16 protein-coding genes are annotated in these 17,562 nt (G+C 56.8%); 8 read left to right on the forward strand and 8 right to left on the reverse strand.

Features of this window, described 5'->3' with window-relative positions:
* Positions 1–7: 7 nt before the first annotated feature.
* The 3 genes from ACTG2U_RS02685 to ACTG2U_RS02695 all read right to left on the reverse strand — a co-directional run bounded on the left by ACTG2U_RS02685 (position 8) and on the right by ACTG2U_RS02695 (position 2,505).
* Positions 8–649: a TetR/AcrR family transcriptional regulator gene (locus tag ACTG2U_RS02685; protein ID WP_005345492.1), complete on the reverse strand. Its 642-nt coding sequence runs from the start codon at positions 647–649 to the stop codon at positions 8–10.
* A gap of 1 nt (position 650) precedes the next feature.
* Positions 651–1,838: a patatin-like phospholipase family protein gene (locus ACTG2U_RS02690; protein ID WP_439973989.1), complete on the reverse strand. Its 1,188-nt coding sequence runs from the start codon at positions 1,836–1,838 to the stop codon at positions 651–653.
* Positions 1,839–1,932: 94 nt separating this feature from the next.
* On the reverse strand, positions 1,933–2,505 hold the full coding sequence (locus tag ACTG2U_RS02695) for a phasin family protein (RefSeq protein WP_042655803.1): 573 nt from the start codon (positions 2,503–2,505) through the stop codon (positions 1,933–1,935).
* Between the two features lie 247 nt (positions 2,506–2,752).
* Here ACTG2U_RS02695 and ACTG2U_RS02700 point away from each other — a divergent pair, with 247 nt between their 5' ends.
* A complete protein-coding gene (locus ACTG2U_RS02700; RefSeq protein ID WP_439973990.1) occupies positions 2,753–4,726 on the forward strand; it encodes an SDR family oxidoreductase in 1,974 nt (657 codons plus the stop codon).
* 79 nt (positions 4,727–4,805) lie between these two features.
* On the opposite strand, the gene ACTG2U_RS02705 is transcribed toward ACTG2U_RS02700, so the two are convergent.
* Complete coding sequence (locus ACTG2U_RS02705) at positions 4,806–5,681, reverse strand: esterase/lipase family protein (protein WP_213391400.1); 876 nt, start codon at positions 5,679–5,681, stop codon at positions 4,806–4,808.
* A 170-nt stretch (positions 5,682–5,851) separates the two neighbouring features.
* Here ACTG2U_RS02705 and ACTG2U_RS02710 point away from each other — a divergent pair, with 170 nt between their 5' ends.
* From ACTG2U_RS02710 to fabA, 7 genes are all read left to right on the forward strand, one after another.
* On the forward strand, positions 5,852–6,154 hold the full coding sequence (locus tag ACTG2U_RS02710) for a YebG family protein (protein ID WP_058051970.1): 303 nt from the start codon (positions 5,852–5,854) through the stop codon (positions 6,152–6,154).
* 387 nt (positions 6,155–6,541) lie between these two features.
* Positions 6,542–7,819: a tyrosine-type recombinase/integrase gene (locus ACTG2U_RS02715; protein ID WP_439975101.1), complete on the forward strand. Its 1,278-nt coding sequence runs from the start codon at positions 6,542–6,544 to the stop codon at positions 7,817–7,819.
* A 372-nt stretch (positions 7,820–8,191) separates the two neighbouring features.
* Positions 8,192–8,530: a hypothetical protein gene (locus ACTG2U_RS02720; protein ID WP_216948612.1), complete on the forward strand. Its 339-nt coding sequence runs from the start codon at positions 8,192–8,194 to the stop codon at positions 8,528–8,530.
* 528 nt (positions 8,531–9,058) lie between these two features.
* Positions 9,059–9,493: a hypothetical protein gene (locus ACTG2U_RS02725; protein ID WP_439973991.1), complete on the forward strand. Its 435-nt coding sequence runs from the start codon at positions 9,059–9,061 to the stop codon at positions 9,491–9,493.
* A gap of 30 nt (positions 9,494–9,523) precedes the next feature.
* Entirely contained in the window at positions 9,524–9,916 is a 393-nt protein-coding gene (locus ACTG2U_RS02730; RefSeq protein WP_279487197.1) for a DUF2158 domain-containing protein, read from the forward strand.
* A gap of 176 nt (positions 9,917–10,092) precedes the next feature.
* On the forward strand, positions 10,093–12,069 hold the full coding sequence (locus tag ACTG2U_RS02735; RefSeq protein WP_110303684.1) for a Lon protease family protein: 1,977 nt from the start codon (positions 10,093–10,095) through the stop codon (positions 12,067–12,069).
* A gap of 77 nt (positions 12,070–12,146) precedes the next feature.
* Positions 12,147–12,707, forward strand: a complete 561-nt coding sequence (fabA, locus tag ACTG2U_RS02740; protein WP_005336586.1) for a 3-hydroxyacyl-[acyl-carrier-protein] dehydratase FabA — start codon at positions 12,147–12,149, stop codon at positions 12,705–12,707.
* An 84-nt stretch (positions 12,708–12,791) separates the two neighbouring features.
* On the opposite strand, the gene rmf is transcribed toward fabA, so the two are convergent.
* The 4 genes from rmf to rlmKL all read right to left on the reverse strand — a co-directional run bounded on the left by rmf (position 12,792) and on the right by rlmKL (position 17,524).
* A complete protein-coding gene (gene rmf, locus ACTG2U_RS02745; protein WP_005315693.1) occupies positions 12,792–12,971 on the reverse strand; it encodes a ribosome modulation factor in 180 nt (59 codons plus the stop codon).
* Positions 12,972–13,129: 158 nt separating this feature from the next.
* On the reverse strand, positions 13,130–15,043 hold the full coding sequence (uup, locus tag ACTG2U_RS02750) for an ATP-binding cassette ATPase Uup (protein WP_439973992.1): 1,914 nt from the start codon (positions 15,041–15,043) through the stop codon (positions 13,130–13,132).
* Positions 15,044–15,116: 73 nt separating this feature from the next.
* Positions 15,117–15,347, reverse strand: a complete 231-nt coding sequence (locus tag ACTG2U_RS02755) for a glutaredoxin family protein (RefSeq protein ID WP_127005603.1) — start codon at positions 15,345–15,347, stop codon at positions 15,117–15,119.
* Positions 15,347–17,524, reverse strand: a complete 2,178-nt coding sequence (rlmKL, locus tag ACTG2U_RS02760) for a bifunctional 23S rRNA (guanine(2069)-N(7))-methyltransferase RlmK/23S rRNA (guanine(2445)-N(2))-methyltransferase RlmL (RefSeq protein WP_439973993.1) — start codon at positions 17,522–17,524, stop codon at positions 15,347–15,349. Before rlmKL ends, ACTG2U_RS02755 begins: the two co-directional genes overlap by 1 nt.
* Positions 17,525–17,562: the final 38 nt, after the last annotated feature.

Raw genomic sequence — 17,562 nt, forward strand, 5'->3', positions numbered from 1 at the left:
ATGTGAATCAAACCTTGTCGGTGTAGTGGTGGGCGAGGGCGCCCAGATGAGCGCGGGCATCGGCCCGCAAATAGGGGGCGACCAGTTGCATCACCTGAAAGACGCCGAGGGCGATATCGGCGTCCGCCTTGGGGTGCAGTGCCCGCTGGTAAGAGATCCAGAATGTGCCAACCAGCGCCACATTGGCTGCCAGCGTGCGCATCTGTTGCGCCGTGCCCTCCATCAGCCCGACCGTTTGCAGATGGTTGCAAATGGCGATGGCGGTCTGCTCCTTGCGGCGCAGCAGGGCGGAAAAGCGCTGCTCCACCTGATGATAACCACTCATCAGGGTCGCGATATCGTAGTAGAGGAAACGATACTGCCAGATGGCTTCAAACATCAGGTGGAGAAAGAGCCAGATATCTTCGGGCTCATCGGACGGGGTGCTGACCGCCTCCAGCAGGCGATCCATCTGCTGTTCAAATTCGCAGAACAGGGCGTTGACGATCTCCTCCTTGTTGTGGAAGTGGTAGTAGAGATTGCCCTGGCTGATCTCCATCTCGGCCGCAATGGCCGAGGTGGTGACGCTGGGTTCCCCTTGTCGATTGAAGCAGGCGAGGGCAGTGGTCAGGATCCGCTCCCGGGTACGGCGTTTGGGTTTGCGATCCATGCTACTCCTTTGGTGATGAACGGCGCACGCCGTGGCGATAGCGTTTGGCAAGCCAGTGCTGCAACTGCTCCAGCGACTTGTCGAGGGCGGCGACCGAGCCAATGCCGGGGGCCAGCAGGGTGCGATCTTCATCGGCCAACGTGGCCAGATTGAGCTCGAGGCCATGTTTGGCCAGCACCGGCGCCAGCTCGTCACGGCGCTGCCAGAGATCGCGGCGGGTATGCTGGTAAGCGTGCTCGCAGAGGCGGCGACGATCCCGGTAACTGAACACATTGGTGAAGAACATCTCGCCATCAGCAGAAGAGGGCTCAAACAGCAGGGCGTCGGCGTCGGGATATTGGTGTTTGTAGCGATCCATCCCCACATGCATACGGGAGTGGATGATGGCGCGAAAAGTCTGGGCCAGCACCACCGGCAGACCGCTGTCCACCAGATTGGTCGGCGCGCCGGCGGCCATGTCCGCATCATAGGGCACCAGCGGATTGATGCAGAACACCAGATCCGCCCCCTCTTCCAGCGCTACCGAAGCGTGCAGAGTCTTAATCAGCGCCCCGTCCACATAGTAACGACCGTTGATCAATGAAGGGGGAAAGAGGCCGGGCAGGGCGGCTGACGCCTGTACCGCCGCAGAGATGGGCACGTCATCGAGCCCGGGGCTACCGAAGGCGACCGGATGACCGGTGTCGAGTTCGGTGGCCACCACAAACAGCCGGCTGCGCAGCTGGCGAAAATCGTTGCTGCGGCCGGGGCGAGAGAAAAACTGGGTCAGGGTGCGATCCACCCCGCGGTTGTCAAACAGTCCGGTCGGAATGGCCTTGGAAAGTCCCTGCAACGACTCAAACAGGCTGCGCTTCCAGGGGGCCGCCAGATAGTAGGTCAGACTCTGCCACGCCAGCGGCGGGATCGAGGTCAGGCGTTCGGCGTATTCCCGAAAGGCGGGGCGCAGCAAGGTCGCCGGGTCAAACATCTCCCCCGCATCATCGCTGAGCAGGATCCGCACCAGCTTCGCCGGGGAGATACCGTTGGCCAGTGCCGATGCCACCACGGCCCCCGAGCTCACGCCAACATAAATGTCGGCATGGTCGAGACGCAGACCGCTGATGCTGTCGGAGAGCGCCGCGCAGGCACCGATCTCGTAGATGCCACCGAGCGGCCCGCCGCCGGCAAGGGCAATTGCGATGGTACTCATAGCGTCGCCTCCCTATCCATGACTCTCTCCATGACAAGACCGGCCCAGCGAGGGGCATGGGCCGGTATCAACTACCTTATTTCACCGTGAGGGATCAGGGCAGGACGCTTTCCGCTTTGGCCTTCACCTCTTTCACCGCATCTTCGGCGGCGGAGAGCAGATCGGCGGCTTGCTCGACCACTGCCTCTTTAGCCTTGGCTACCGGCGCTTTTTTTACCGGCGGCTTGCGAGCGGCGGGCTTCTTGGCGGCTGCCGGCTTGGCTTCGGCTTCAGGGGCCTCTTCGTCCTGGGCATCCAGCAGTTGCTGCACCACATCGGTCAGCTCGGCCATGCGCTTGGAGAGCTTGTCGATATCCTTGCGGGTCGGGATGCCGAGGCTGGCCACGGCGCGGGCGACGCGATCTTCAAACACCTGCTCCAGACGGCCCCAGGTATTGGCGGTCTTGTCGGTCACAGCGGCAATCTTCTCATCGGCGCTCTGACGGGTTTTGGCCTGCAGCGCTTCCCCTTCCTGCACCAGGGCTTCAAAGATCTTGCCACCCTCTTCCTGTGCTTTGGCATAGGCACCCAGACCCGCCAACCAGATCTGCTGGGTGGACTCCTTGATGGTGGAGGTGAGTTGGTTGTCGGTCACTGACCCTGCCAGTGCTTTCAATTTCTTAGCCATGATCTTCTCCTTGAATAACGACAGTTAAACGTAATGGCGACAACGACAACTGCAATCCGGTTGTGGCATTACTGATTTTTCAACTCCAGTCTAGGGACAAAAAATAGAGGGTTCTACCTAATAACGAAATAGTGAATGGGTGGAAATAAGGGATGGCTCACGAACCGGCAATCGAATTGCAGATTTCCATATGAAGCGTGATATATCTAACGGTAAGTAACAGCCAAATCAGTAGCGGAACAATGACATGAACTATTTCATCACAGGCGGAAGTGGCTTTATCGGGCGCAGGTTGATCAAAAAATTGCTGGAACGCGCGCCCGAGAATCGGGTCTATTTTTTGATGCGTGCCTCTCATCAGGATAAATTGCCGGAGTTGTTTGCATTCTGGAATGTGGATGAGCAAAGAGCCGTGCCGATCATTGGCGACATGACGCTGCCACTGCTGGGGGTCTCAGCCACCGAGCAGGAGCAACTCCGCGGCCAGATCGATCACTTTTTCCATCTCGCGGCGATCTACGATCTCAACGCCAAGGCGGGCATCCAGCAACAGGTGAATACCGAAGGGACCCGTCAGGCGGTGCAACTAGCCGAGCGGTTGGGATCACAGCAGTTCCACCACTGCAGCTCCATCGCCGCAGCGGGCCTGTTTGACGGTCTGTTTCGGGAAGACATGTTCGACGAGGCCGAGCACCTCGATATGCCCTATTTCCAGACCAAGCACGAAGCGGAGGGGATTGTGCGGAGCGAGTGCACCGTTCCGTGGCGCATCTATCGGCCGGGCATCGTCGTCGGTGACGCCAATACCGGCGAGATGGACAAGATCGATGGCCCTTACTACTTCTTCAAGACCATTCAGAAGCTGCGCCGCCTGTTGCCACCCTGGATGCCGGCCATCGGGGTGGAAGGGGGCCGCATCAATATCGTGCCGGTCAACTTTGTGGTCGATGCCATGGCCCATATCGCCCATCAGGACGGCGAGGAGAACAAGACCTTCCACCTGACCGATCCCAATCCGATGCGGGTTGGCGACATGCTCAGCACCTTCTCCCGTGCCGCCCATGCACCGGAACCGGCCATTCGCATCAACGCCTCTTTGTTCAGCTTCATTCCCCGCCACCTGACGGCAATGCTGATGACCATGACGCCGGTGCGCCGCATTCGCGATGCCGCCATCGCCGACCTGGGGCTGCCCAAGGATATCTTCCGCCTCATCAACTACCCGACCCGTTTTGACAGCCGGGAGACCCAGCGTCTGCTGAAAGGCACCGGCATCGAAGTGCCGCCGCTGCACAGCTATGCCTGGCGGCTGTGGGATTACTGGGAACGCCATCTCGACCCCGAGCTCTTTATCGATCGCTCCCTGCGCGGTCGGGTCGAAGGAAAAGTGGTGCTGGTGACTGGTGCCACCTCCGGCATTGGCCGTGCAACCGCGCGCAAGCTGGCGGGGGCAGGGGCCATCGTGGTGACCATCGCCCGCGATGAGCAGAAAATTGCCGAAACCCAGGCCGAGTTTGCCGAACTGGGGCTCACCATGCAGGTCTATCAGGGCGATCTGGCCGATCTGGCGCAGGGTGAGGCGATCACCCGGCAGATTGTCGAGGAACACGGCGGGGTGGATATCCTGATCAACAACGCCGGCCGCTCAATCCGCCGCTCCATTGAGGACTCCTTCGAGCGCTTCCACGATCTGGAGCGTACCATGCAGCTCAACTACTTCGGGGCGCTCAAGGTGATCATGGGGGTACTGCCCACCATGATTGAGAAGAAAAAAGGGCACATCATCAACATCTCCTCCATCGGGGTGTTGACCAATGCGCCGCGCTTCTCCGCCTATGTTGCCTCCAAGTCGGCCCTCGATGCCTGGGTGCGCACCGCCGCCTCCGAGTTTGCCGACAAGGGGGTGAGCTTCTCCATCATCAATATGCCGCTGGTGAAAACGCCGATGGTCGCTCCGACCAAGGTCTATGAGCAGGTGCCGATGATGACGCCGGAAGAGGCTGCGGATCTGGTGTGCGATACCATCATCAACAAGCATGTGCGGCTGGCGACCCGCCTCGGGGTGTTCGGTCAGGTGGTTCATGCGCTGGCACCGCGGGTCGCCCAGGTGATCATGAACACCAGTTTCCGCACCTTTGCCGATCCCAAGGATGGTGACAAATCCAAAGCCACCGCCGATCAGGTCGCCGTCTCCACCCTGATCAAGGGGATCCACTTCTAACCGGATGATAGGATAAAGAGATCAACAGGGGCCTGAGCAATCAGGCCCCTGTTTTATTTGGCAAAACGATTAAGGAAGGTCAGGCCCGAGCCAGCAGATCAAGCAGCAGATCGGTGGTGCGGCGGGAGTAGAGCAGCGAAAGATGGCCGATGGCGGACAACTCGATATCGTCCATCCCCACCAACCGTTGCCGCTCCTGCGGCATCACCACGTTGTCATGGCTGGTGCGCACCGAGATGCCGGGCACGCAAAGCGGCACCGAAGCGAAACGCTGCAACCAGCCGGAACCGGGCTCCATCTCGCGGGCGTTGGCCCCCAGTCCAAGGGCGGCCAGCTGACTGCCCTGATGGGGGGTGGCCAGGGTGATCAGGCACGCAACCTTGTCACCGCCATGGAGAGCCAGATAGTCGCGACAGACCAGCCCGCCCATGCTGTGACCGACCAGCACCAGCTGGTCGGCCCCGGTCTGCGCCAGCACATCGTCAATCCGGGTGGCCAGCAGTGGCACCATCTCATCGATATGACCAAACGGCGGCATCAGGGTAATGGTGGCGACCACATGGCCTGCGGCTTCCAGTCGGGCACGCTGGGTACGCCAGATCCCGCGACTGCAACCGTAACCATGCACCAGCAATACGGGGCGCGGGCATGGGTGCAGCCGATCGGGTGCCATCAGTAAAGGCTCGAACGGCAGCAACCAGGTAAAGGTGTAGAGGTAGGCCAGCATCTCTTGGGCCATCATCTTCACCCTGCGCCAGGCGCCAATGGCCGGGGAGGGGTAGAAGCGGGTAAACAGCCAGCTGCCGAGCACCACCAGACAGCGCAGACCCAACAGGGCAAACACCACAAACAGCAGGGTCAGCAACCAGGGGAGCCCCACGACCAGGTGGGCGATGCTCCCGAGGAGCAGCACCTCAACCATCAGCAGGATAAACAGGTGTCGTACGATCGTCATAAGACCATGATCCGACCAGTCAGGCGTGGAAGTCAAATGGCACTTTGAGACAGCTTGATCCAGCGCCGCTTTTGCCGCTAAACCCCGGCGAACTCTTTTCCGGTGAGGTTACTTGCAATACTGTATATCCATACATACACTCTACCCATCATCACCAAGAGGAGGCCATCATGGCTGTCGAGATAAAATATGTGGTTGTTCGTGGGGGAGTGGAAAAAATGACCTTTGCCAGCAAAAAAGAGGCCGATGCCTATGACAAGCTGCTGGATACGGCCGACGAGTTGATGACCCTGTTGGCTGGTGCCCCGATCGAGCTGGCGCCAGAGCAGCAAGAGAGTCTGGCATTCTACCTGGCAGAGCAGCGTGATGTGCTGCAAACCCTGCTGCGTGGCGGCAAGATTCAGGCTGGCGCGAAAGAGGAAGAGGCTCCAGCTGCCAAGCGCAAAGAGAAGCCACTCAAACAGGTGGCCTGATTGCCCAGGCCTGCTATGTCTCGGGGTAGATAGCCAAGCCCATTCACTTAGTTTGCATTTAAAACCATTTTTGCGGCTATTTACCCCGAAAATTTTTTAACAACTGTGCATATCCCATGCATAACTAAATAGCGAGCGGCGATGAGCGACGTCAGCAAAATCAACGAGAAAATAACGAGCAAATAAGCGTGAGGGAGTCGTCCATCTCGCTCCAGACAGCCTCACTCCGCAGCAACAAGTGACAGTACAAACACCAACAGAAGTCGCCTTCATGCATTACGAGCCCTTTTCTATCTTCTATCGTCTCGGCTCACAGACTCATATCGATTCATCTCATCACCAACAAGCAACACCATGACTCAACACCCATTATCCTTGCCGCCCGCCATGCCGCTGTTTGACAGCCTGATCTATCTGGAAGCGGGCAACCCGCAGGTCAATCAGTACCTTGCCAACCTCAGCCTCAACGATGTGCCCGATGCCGGACTGGTTTACGAACTGGCGGTCGACTGGCTGCTGGAGCAGCGCAACAGCGAAAACAACTACAAAACCTATCGCAGCGAACTGACCACCTTTTTGCACTGGTGCTTTCGCGAGGCGGCCATCAGCCCGAAAGATCTCACTCGCCGCATCATGATCCGCTATCTCGATTACTGTCAGTCCCCACCTGACGAGTTGATCGCCTATCGCAACGTGGCGCAGTTTATCCTCGATAAGGAGTGGGGAGAGCGGTTGCCCAATCCGCAATGGCGACCGTTTCTCGGCAAGCGGGATCTGGGCCGCACCTTGCCCTATCGCCTGAGCGAGCAGGCGATGAAGACAAAGCTCGCCATCCTGTCGGCCTTCTTCCAGTTCCTGATCCAGGATGAGTACATGGACAGGAATCCCGCTCTGCTACTGCAGCGGGTCAAACGGCCGCAACAGCAGGAGACCGATGATCAGGTACAGGCCTTCAGCGAGTTGCAGTGGTCATACGTGATGCAAGCTGCCGATACCCTTGCCAACGACCATCCGGAGCAGCATGAGCGCAGCCGTTTTCTCACCATTCTGATGTACGCCTGCTATCTGCGGATCTCTGAGGTTGCTGCCCGGCCGGGATTTACACCTGTGATGGGGCAGTTCAGGCGGGATCGCAAAACCGGCGTCTGGGGCTACTTTATTCCGCAAAGCAAAGGGGGTAAACGGCGTACCGTAGCGGTATCCCAAGCGCTGTTGGCGGCACTCGAACGCTACCGCCGTTTCCTCGGTCTCTCTCCCTTGCCGACACCGGATGAACAGACGCCACTGTTCGTTCGTCATAAAGCGGCAGCCCACGGCCGCGAGCAGGGCGAGCTAAACGCCAATCTCGGTATTCGCCAGTTACGGGATTTGATCATGGTGATCATCGGTAAAGGCGCAGAATTGGCAGAGCAGGATGGATTTGTCCAGGATGCAGCCGAAATGCGGCAACTCTCTCCCCATGCGATCCGCCATACCGGGATCACCCATGACATCAACCTGCATGGGAGACCGCTTTCCCACGTACAGGCCGATGCAGGGCATGACAGCATCGACACCACTTCGAAATACCTGCACACCAGCAATAGTGAACGACATGAGAGCGCCCAGCAAAAGCCGCTGGACCGATTGAACCAACATATGAGAGATAACATTCACAAGAACTAACAAACAACGTGACATGACCCTGATTTGTATTGACTGCTCTTAGAACACAGAATGGCTTGTTTGGGATGTCATAGAAGTTGGTGCGGCGATTTTGTACTTCTCTGGATGGCAATCGGTTCAGGAAATATTTTTGGCTCACATGGATGATTCAGAACAGGCTCCTTGCCATCTGCGGCATACATATTTATCCCGTAGCAGAGAAGCAAAAAACGGAATTGTTTGCTGAAACACCGAGAACACCCGATGCCGAAAGCTAAGTAACATGCCGGAAGCAGTCATATTCGGTTGAACAGCGCCTTGTTATCACACTTGCATATCCAGTCATCATTGGTGATATTGATATCAATATTAACAAGATACCAAGGAGCGGGTATGCAAGTGGCAGTGGTGGAAAAGACCTTCAGGATCGTTGGCAAAGGGTCTCTCATAGCCCAGTTCACCTTTATCTCTTCAGGCACGCTGCATATCTGGTTTCCGGATGTGGGCCTGCAGATGGAGGCCCACTGCAAAGAGTTGCGTATCGAAGATTGCACCATTATCTATACCAATGGCCTCCATCACGGCCAGCCCCGAGCACTCTGGTCCTTAACCCTCCATCCCGATGATATGAACGAGCTCAAACGCATATTGCAGCAGTTCAACAGCAACCTCTACTTGACCTGCCAGCCATCCACATTGGCCATCGCCAAACGTGCCTTGAATATGAATTGACCCGACTTCCAAAAAAGTCGCAATCATGCCAGCCACAACAATAAACCGTGAGGATTAAGGGGAGGGGAATCTATCGCGATAGTCGGCATTTTTATGGCTGTTTTACAAGAAGGAGTATCAATATTTCCAGAGAGAGACCTCTCAAGTAGGGGACAGAGATTTCCAAGAATATTCACGGTAATGACGATAGTTATAACGGTGAAAATCAAACATAACGCTCAATAAGTGAGGGGGATTCCGCACAACGTATTGATTTAATAGTGAACTCTTGTCTCAAAATGGGACATTTCGGTGATGTGGGGCAGGGCGGTTGACTGTGTTATTCTGTTGTCGCTGCAAGAGCATCTGCAGGGGAATCAACCAGATATTGTCCTTCTGCTTTGGGCAGTCAGATCGCTGGAGGTCTGTGTGTAGCCTCGATCCTGATCCTTTAAGCTAAGGAAAATACTGCTTTCAACAAGTCTTGTTATCTCTCACAATGATGCCGATAACCCTATTTATCGGCGTCTTGTCCCTGACGAGGGATTTATGAACATTTTTGAGCTTAGGAAGCACGCTAGCGACTTTCGTCTGGCTTTGGAACGTTTAGACTGGGGTTCTATGCCAGCGAACTTCAGACAATTTCCGGCTGGGACGTGTGGGGATATCAGCGATATTCTCGCCGAATACCTTTATAAACAAGGAATCAATGACATCGATTACGTCAGCGGCTCAGCTGATAACCAGCAATCCCATGCTTGGTTAGAGGTCAGTGGATACATTATCGATATCACTGCAGACCAGTTTCCTGATTGTAGTGATCCGGTCATCGTGACTGATGACCACTCATGGCATCAACGCTTTGAAGAATCGGCAAGAAGACCGGCTGGTTTTCTAGATGGATTTAAATCAACCGACAATATGACCCTGAATATTACTCGAGATCTGCATATCGTCTATAAAGCAGCTCTCGCTTACCTATAAACATAGTTTTTGGCATAACAAGGAATGATGATGCAAAAATACCAATACTTCTATCCTGGGCAAGTCGTTACACTGTCGGGCGGTAGTTACCCCATGACCGTTAAACCTGCCGAAGATGAAGATGACAAAGGGATTGATGCTTGCTGTGTCTGGTTCAACACCGACATGGGCGGCGAACCTATAGAATGGACTTTCCCAAGCCGCATTCTGAAGTTGCAAGAAAATCAGGAGCAATATGGCTATTTGCATACTCGTTTTGAGCCTGGTGCAGCAGTAAGGCTTCGTAGTGGCGGGCCGTCGATGACAGTGAAGAATAGCCAAAGCCTTACCGGTGTGACCTTGGTGTTTTGCATCTGGCACGATAAGAAAAGCCGAGAACCTTTGATGTCTTCATTCCCATCGGAAATGCTCGTGGCAGTATAGATCATCAAGATCTGCTGTGACTTCGTATATAGGGGCCTCCGGCCCCTTTGTCATGTCCCTAAGCATGACTGCGCATAATGTATATTATGTTAAATCAAGTATCTTGTTTCCTGTCACCACTTATTGAACTGTGTATAATGGCAACAATTGATCCTATCTTCGACCGGATGTCTTAAGTGGCTGAATTAACATCAGAACAATTAAAACCCGCTTTTGCGATTGAACAGTTCCCCAAGCTTAGCGAGCTTGAACCTATCCCCTTTGCTTCGCTGCAACCCAGAGCCATTTCCGGCATCAAACGTCTTGCCAGTTTTGATGGTGACTGTCCGGTCATGCTGCTCAACGGATTCCCCGGCGCAGATTACGAAGGCGTTTGCCAGACGCTGATTGCCGACTCTAATGGCAAGGATGGTGACCTGTTTGATCTCTGCTACACCGAGAATCTGAACAACCCCTACAAACCTATCTGGCTGCGCCTGCAACCGGGCACCGGCGTCGAGTTTTGCGAAATGGTTGGCGAACTGCTCAAGCTGTTGAGCCACCATCTCGATGCCGAACGCATCGTGACCCGCATCATGCGCAAGCAGAACAATGATCCAAAAATCGATGATTTCCTCTCCGATCTGGCGGCTCACGTGGCATTGGGTCTGGAGTTTCAGCACCCCATTCTGATCAACCTGTTGATCCATCACGAAGCGCAGGAAGCGCCGGTGATTTATGGCCGTGATCTCAACTGGGATACCCTGTTTGGCTCCATCAACTACCAGACAGAGCAAGGCTCTGTCTATGCTAACCAGCACCTGTTGGAGCCTGGCTTGCTGCGCGAAGCCAACGGCGGCTACCTCATTTTGCAACTGGACGAGCTGCTGGATCAGCCGCACCTCTGGTTCAAACTGAAAAATGCCATGCAGAAAGGCGAGCTGGACTGGAACGCCTATCAGGAAGGGAAAACCCTGACCCCCTTCTTCGCGCCTGAAGCGACCCCCATCAAGCTCAAGCTGATCCTGGTCGGTGACCGACTCGACGTGGCCGAGTTCCAGATGCTGGATCGGGATATGTCCGAACGCATCTTCCTGCGCGCGGATCTGGTGTCAGAGGTGAATATTGAAGAGGATCTGCAGGAATTTCTGCAGTACCTGGCTTGGCTGCGCCAGCGTTGGAGTCTGCTGGACTTCACGCCAGCCGCCCTCGCCGCCCTTTGTCGTCATGCCAGCCGCCTCTGTGACCATCAGGAGTGGCTGTCGCTCTCCGAAGTGCAACTCTCCGCCATCATGCGGATGGCTGACAGTCTGGCCCGGGAGCTGGAATCTGATGTGGTCACCGACGAGCATATTCGCGGCGCACTGGAAGAGCAGGATTACCGCCTCAACTATCTGGTTGAGCAGTCCGATCAGGGGGTTATCGACGGTCAGATCCTGCTGCAAACCGATGGCGAAGAGATTGGCCAGATCAACGGCCTGTCTGTCATTCAGGTCTCCGGTCACCCTTATGACTTCGGCGAGCCGGTGCGCCTCACCGCGACCGTACACCTGGGTGATGGCGATGTGGCGGATATCGAGCGCAAAGCAGAGCTGGCCGGTCATATCCACGCCAAGGCGATGATGATTATCCACGGCTATCTTTCCAACAAATTTGGTGCAGAGAACCCCTCCCCCCTGTCGGCCAATCTGGTGTTCGAGCAGTCTTACCACGAAATTGATGGCGACAGTGCCTCACTGACCGGCTTGTGTGCCCTGCTCTCTGCCCTCGCCCGCCAGCCTATCTATCAGCACTTCGCCGTGACCGGTGCGGTCGATCAGTTTGGCAATGTGCAAGCCGTTGGTGGCGTCAACGAGAAGATTGAAGGCTTCTTCCGGGTGTGCAAAATCCACGGCATCACCGGCAAGCAAGGGATCATTTTGCCGGGCACCAACATCCAGCAGCTGAACCTCTCTGACGAGGTGATTGCAGCGGTTGAAGCGGGCCAGTTCCACATCCACCCGGTGGATCATGTGGAAGAGGCCATCGAGTTGCTCACTGGCTGTGTCGCCGGTGAGCCTGATATGCCCGATACCCTGTTTGGCCGTATTCAGGAGCGGTTGGACGAGTTGAACGGCTCCACTGCCAAAGTCGGACTGCTGCAATCCCTGCTGGGGCGCCTGTTTGGCCGCTGATGAAGTGATCGGAGTTGTTTAGCGAACAACTGTAAGCTAAATTGGCCCGGCTTTGACCCATTTGAAGGAAATACCGCGTGACCGTAGACAATACCACCATGGAAGCCCGCCTTTCCCTGTGCGAACAGGGCAAGAACTCTTTTACCCGTGAAGAGCTGCTGGCTTGCAGCCGTGGCGAACTGTTTGGTGAGGGTAACAGTCAGCTGCCTGCCCCCAACATGTTGATGATGGACCGCATCGTCAAGATCAATGACAACGGCGGCGAACACGGCAAGGGCGAGATCCTGGCTGAGCTCGACATTACTCCGGATCTCTGGTTCTTCGATTGCCACTTCCCGGGTGATCCCGTGATGCCTGGCTGTCTCGGTCTGGACGCCATGTGGCAGCTGGTTGGGTTCTTCCTGGGTTGGAAAGGCGGCCCCGGCAAGGGTCGTGCTCTGGGCGTAGGTGAAGTGAAATTCACCGGCCAGATCCTGCCGACTGCCAAGAAAGTGACCTACAAGATCACCTTCAAGCGCGTCATCAACCGCAAGCTGGTGATGGGGATTGCTGATGGTGTGGTCGAAGTCGACGGCCGTCCGATCTACAGCGCCACCGACCTGAAAGTGGGCCTGTTTAAAGATACCACCGCATTCTGATCTCTCTGATTGGTAGTAAAACAGCATTAACGCAAAGGGGCCACAACGGCCCCTTTCCTTTTGTAATGAGTGATGAAGTACCTGCTACTTCATGAAGAGGCCTGAGCCCCGCCCTTCCATGGCGTCACGCCAACCACCAAGCCAATGCCCTCGGGCATCCAGGCATTGATACGGACACGCTTCTTTCTGTTTGCCGACCACGCCAGCCTGATAACCACGAGCACGAGCTCTTTCCAGACGGTCCCGCTTCTGTCTCTTCATCATCTACGACCCTCTTCGTGGAACAAAAAAAGCGACCAATTCTGCATCGGTCGCTTTCATCTTTACTCCTGCGAGCGCACTCGGTCAAACAAAAACTTCCACCCTAACCGGGCTATGTGACACAAGGCACTGAACTGGATTAAGTTTTAATTACAGGGAACTTACTCCTGATTTTTGAGTCCTTCCAGCTCTTCCCAGCGAGCAAATGCCTGCTCCAGCGCGGCTTCAGCGGCATTGAGCGCATCCAGTTTCGGCTGGGTTTTATCTGCCGGCAGCGAGAAGAACCCGGGCTGGTTGATCTCGCTTTGCAGCGCATCCAGCTCGGCTTCCAGCTGCTCAAGAAGAGCAGGCAACCCTTCCAGTTCAAGCTGCAGCTTGTAGGAGAGCTTCTTGCTTTTCTTCGGCGCTTCTGGCGCGGCGGCAACGACCGGCTCGGGCGCCTTGACCGTTGCACTCCTGGCCTGTTGTTGAGCGTTCTGCTGTTCGCGGGTCGCCATCATGTCGGCGTAACCACCCACGTAATCGCTGATGCGGCCATCCCCTTCAAACAGCCAGCAGCCGGTCACTGTGTTGTCGATGAAGCGACGATCGTGACTGACCAGCAGCAGGGTGCCGGGGTAGTCGGAAAGCAGCTCTTCCAGCAGCTCCAGGGTTTCCACATCCAGATCGTTGGTCGGTTCATCGAGGATCAGCAGGTTGCTCGGCTTGAGGAACAGCTTGGCCAGCAGCAGCCGGTTCTTCTCGCCACCGGAGAGCGCCTTGACCGGCGTACGGGCCCGCTTGGGCTCGAACAGGAAGTCCTGCAGGTAACCGAGGATATGACGGGAGCGGCCACGCACCATCACCTCCTGCTTGCCCTCCCCGACGTTGTCCACCACTGTCTGCTCGGGGTCGAGCTGCTCGCGGTACTGATCGAAGTAGGCCACCTCCAGATTGGTGCCCCCCTTGACGGTGCCACGGGTTGGCTCAAGCTGACCCAGCAACAGCTTGATAAGGGTCGATTTGCCGCAGCCATTGGGGCCGACCAGCGCAATCTTGTCGCCGCGCAGCACCTGCAGATCGAGCCCCTTGAACAGGGTGCGATCGCCAAAATCCAGCCCCAGCCCTTCAGTCTCGAACACCAGCTTGCCGGAGCGATTGACCTCGTCCAGTTGCAGCTTGGCCTTGCCCTGCAACTCGCGACGCTGGGAACGCTCCATCCGCATCGCCTCAAGGGCGCGCACCCGACCTTCGTTACGGGTACGGCGAGCCTTGATACCCTGACGCACCCACACCTCTTCCTGGGCCAGTTTGCGGTCGAACTCGGCATTTTTCAGCTCTTCGACCCTCAGCCACTCCTCTTTCCCCTGCAGATACTCGTCGTAGTTGCCCGGCCAGGAGGTGATGGCGCCGCGATCGAGATCGATGATCCGGGTGGCCAACTTGTGGATGAACTCCCGATCGTGAGAGATAAAGACGATGGCGCCGCGAAAATCCTTGAGGAAATCTTCCAGCCAGTTGATGGCCTCGATATCCAGGTGGTTGGTCGGCTCATCGAGCAGCAACAAGTCGGGATCGCAAGCCAGCGCACGGGCTAGCGCCACCTTGCGCAGCCAGCCACCGGAGAGGCTATCGAGGGTCACATCGGGATCCAGCCCCAGCAGGGTCAACACCTGACTAATGCGGGTCTCGAATTGCCAGCCGTTCTGATAATCGAGCTGCTCTTGCAACTCGCTCATCTTGCGAATATTGGCATCTGACGGATCGCTCGCCAGCTCCATGGAGATGTGGTGGTACTGCTTGAGCAGCTCCCCCACCCCCGCCAGCCCTTCGGCGGCATAGTCAAACACCGTCAGCTCGCTGGAAGCAGGCGGATCCTGCTCAAGGCGGGTCACTTTCAAATCTTGTTGCAGCACCAGACGCCCGTCGTCCAGCGGCAATTCGCTGGCAATGACCTTCATCAGGGTGGACTTGCCCGCCCCGTTGCGGCCAACCAGACAGAGGCGCTCGCCCCGCTCGATGGTCAATTCGGCATTGTCGAGCAGCGGGAAATCACTGAACGACAGACATGCGCCGTGCAATGTTAAAAGAGCCATGTGTGTTCCTTATTTCATATGAAAAAAACGGGCAGCAGACTGGGTCTGCCCCCGTTTTATCGTCAAATCACTCTCACCCCTGACGGGCGGCCCAGCTTTTTAGCTCGGCCAGTGTGAAGGGCCAACCGAGCTCGCGGCCTGCTTCGTCACGCAGCACCGGAATGCGCACCCGATAGGCGGCAAGCCACAGCTCATCATCCATGATGTCGCACTGACGGGTGGTAGCGGCAAGGCCGGCCTCCTCCACCAGCGCCCAAGCCTGCTCGCACAGGTGGCAACCGTCGGTATGAAACAGGGTCAGCATCACGCCTCACCTTGCTCCGACGCATGGGTGATGATCCAGCAGTTGTGGATGTGCTGGTTGCGCTCGAAATCCTTCGGCCGCGTCTTCTGGGTGATATTCTGGGCCTTGAGACCTGTGGCCTCGAGACCGGCCAGATCCATCTTGAAGTGACGCTTGTTGTTGGAGAAGACCAGAGTGCCGTCCGCCGCCAGCAGGCGCTTCAGGTGCTGCATCAGCAGCAGGTGATCGCGCTGTACGTCGAAGCTCTCGTCCATCCGCTTGGAGTTGGAGAAGGTGGGCGGATCGATGAAGATAAGGTCGTACTTATCATCGGCTTCAGACAACCACTTCAGGCAATCGGCCTGGACAAACTTGTGCTGACGGCCCACCAGCGAGTTAAGACGCATGTTGTCCTGCGCCCAGTTCAGATAGGTGTGGGACATGTCCACCGTGGTGGTCTCGCTGGCACCGCCAAGACCTGCGTGCACGGTGGCACTGCCGGTATAGGCAAACAGGTTCAGGAACCGCTTTCCCTTGGCCATCTGACCCAGCATGCGTCGAGTCTGACGATGGTCGAGGAACAGGCCGGTATCCAGATAGTCGTAGAGGTTGACCCACAGCCTGGCACCGTACTCCTGCACTTCCATCCGGTGCTGCTCTTCGGAGAGCTTCTGATACTGCTGTTTCCCTTCCTGACGCTCGCGCACCTTCAGGATAACCTTCTCGCCGTCCATGCCGGTCACCTTGATGGCGGCCTGAACCATGTCGAGCAGACGCTGACGGGTCTTCTGGGCGGGGATGTCCTTGGGCGCGGCATACTCCTGCACCACCAGATAGTCCTGATAGCGGTCGATGGCGGCGTTGTATTCCGGCAAGTCGGCATCGTAGATGCGATAGCAATCGATGCCCTCTTTATTGGCCCACTTCTCGAGGGTTTTCAGATTCTTGCGCAGACGGTTGGCAAAGTCCTGCGCGACCTCTTTTTGGGAAGCCACGGAGTCCAGTGCGATTTGATAATTGCGCAGCTGACACTCGAGGGCGCCGTTGAACAGGCGATATTGCTTGTCGGCGCGCAGGCGCAGACAGCTGAGCAGCTCGGGCGATGCGGAAAGAATGGACACTCTCCACCCCTGGAAGCTGCGACGCAGGGCATCGCCGAGGGCCTGATGCACTTCCAGCAGCGCCGGAAACTCGCCAAGACGCTCGCCGTAAGGCGGGTTGGAGATAAGCATACCGACCTGGCGGGCCTCCCCTTCCACTGCCGGCATCGGCAGCGGGTTTTCCAGCTTGGTGACATCGGCCTGCTTGAAGGTAATCAGGTGAGCCACACCGGCCGCTTTGGCGTTATCCCGGGCTTTGAGCAGCACACGCTGGTCTGCATCGCAACCAAACAGCTTCACTTCGCAACGCTGCATGCCGCGTTTGGCGCGCACTTGCGCTTCCATCATCAGGCTCTGCCACAGCTCGCTATCGTGCTGCAGCCAGCGCTCGAAACCGAAGCGCTCGCGGCGCAGCGCCGGTGCCATGTCGGCGGCGATAAAGGCCGCTTCAATCAGCAAGGTACCGGAACCGCACATCGGGTCCATCATGGGCTCACCGGCCCAGCCGCTACGGGCAATCATGGCGCAGGCCAGGTTCTCTTTGAGCGGTGCTTCACCTGTTCCCTGACGATAGAAACGCTGGTGCAGTGCCGGGCCTGACAAGTCCAGCGTGATATTGGCCTTGCCCTTGCCCAGGTGCGCCATGATGCGAATATCCGGCGACTTCTTGTCCACGTCCGGACGCACGTGACCGCGCTTGGTGAAGCGGTCGACGATGGCATCCTTGATCTTCAGCGCGCCATATTGGGTATTGCGAATGGCGGGGTTGGTACCGGTAAAGTCCACCGCGATGGTAGAGGTACCGGAGAAGTGCTCTTCCCAGGGGATTGTGTGGGCGCCCAGATAGAGATCCAGATCGTCGTTCATCTGGAATTCGGAGAGCACCAGCACGATACGGGAGGCAAAACGGCTCCACAGGCAGGCCTTGTAGCCAATTGCCAGTTCGCCTTTGAAGTGAACGCCAGCCACGGTCTCACGGACCTGCTCTGCGCCCAGGGTGGTCAGCTCGTCGGCCAACAGGTTTTCCAGCCCCTTGGGGCAGGTTGCAAAAAATTCTTTCATCACGCTCACGGGGAACCCATAAAAATAGTGCCGCATTATACCTCATCAGGCGGGCTGGAGCATGCAAAAGTCGG

Origin of the sequence: Aeromonas sp. 95A (genome assembly GCF_051919235.1) — a bacterium.
Classification (GTDB): Bacteria; Pseudomonadota; Gammaproteobacteria; order Enterobacterales; family Aeromonadaceae; genus Aeromonas; species Aeromonas veronii.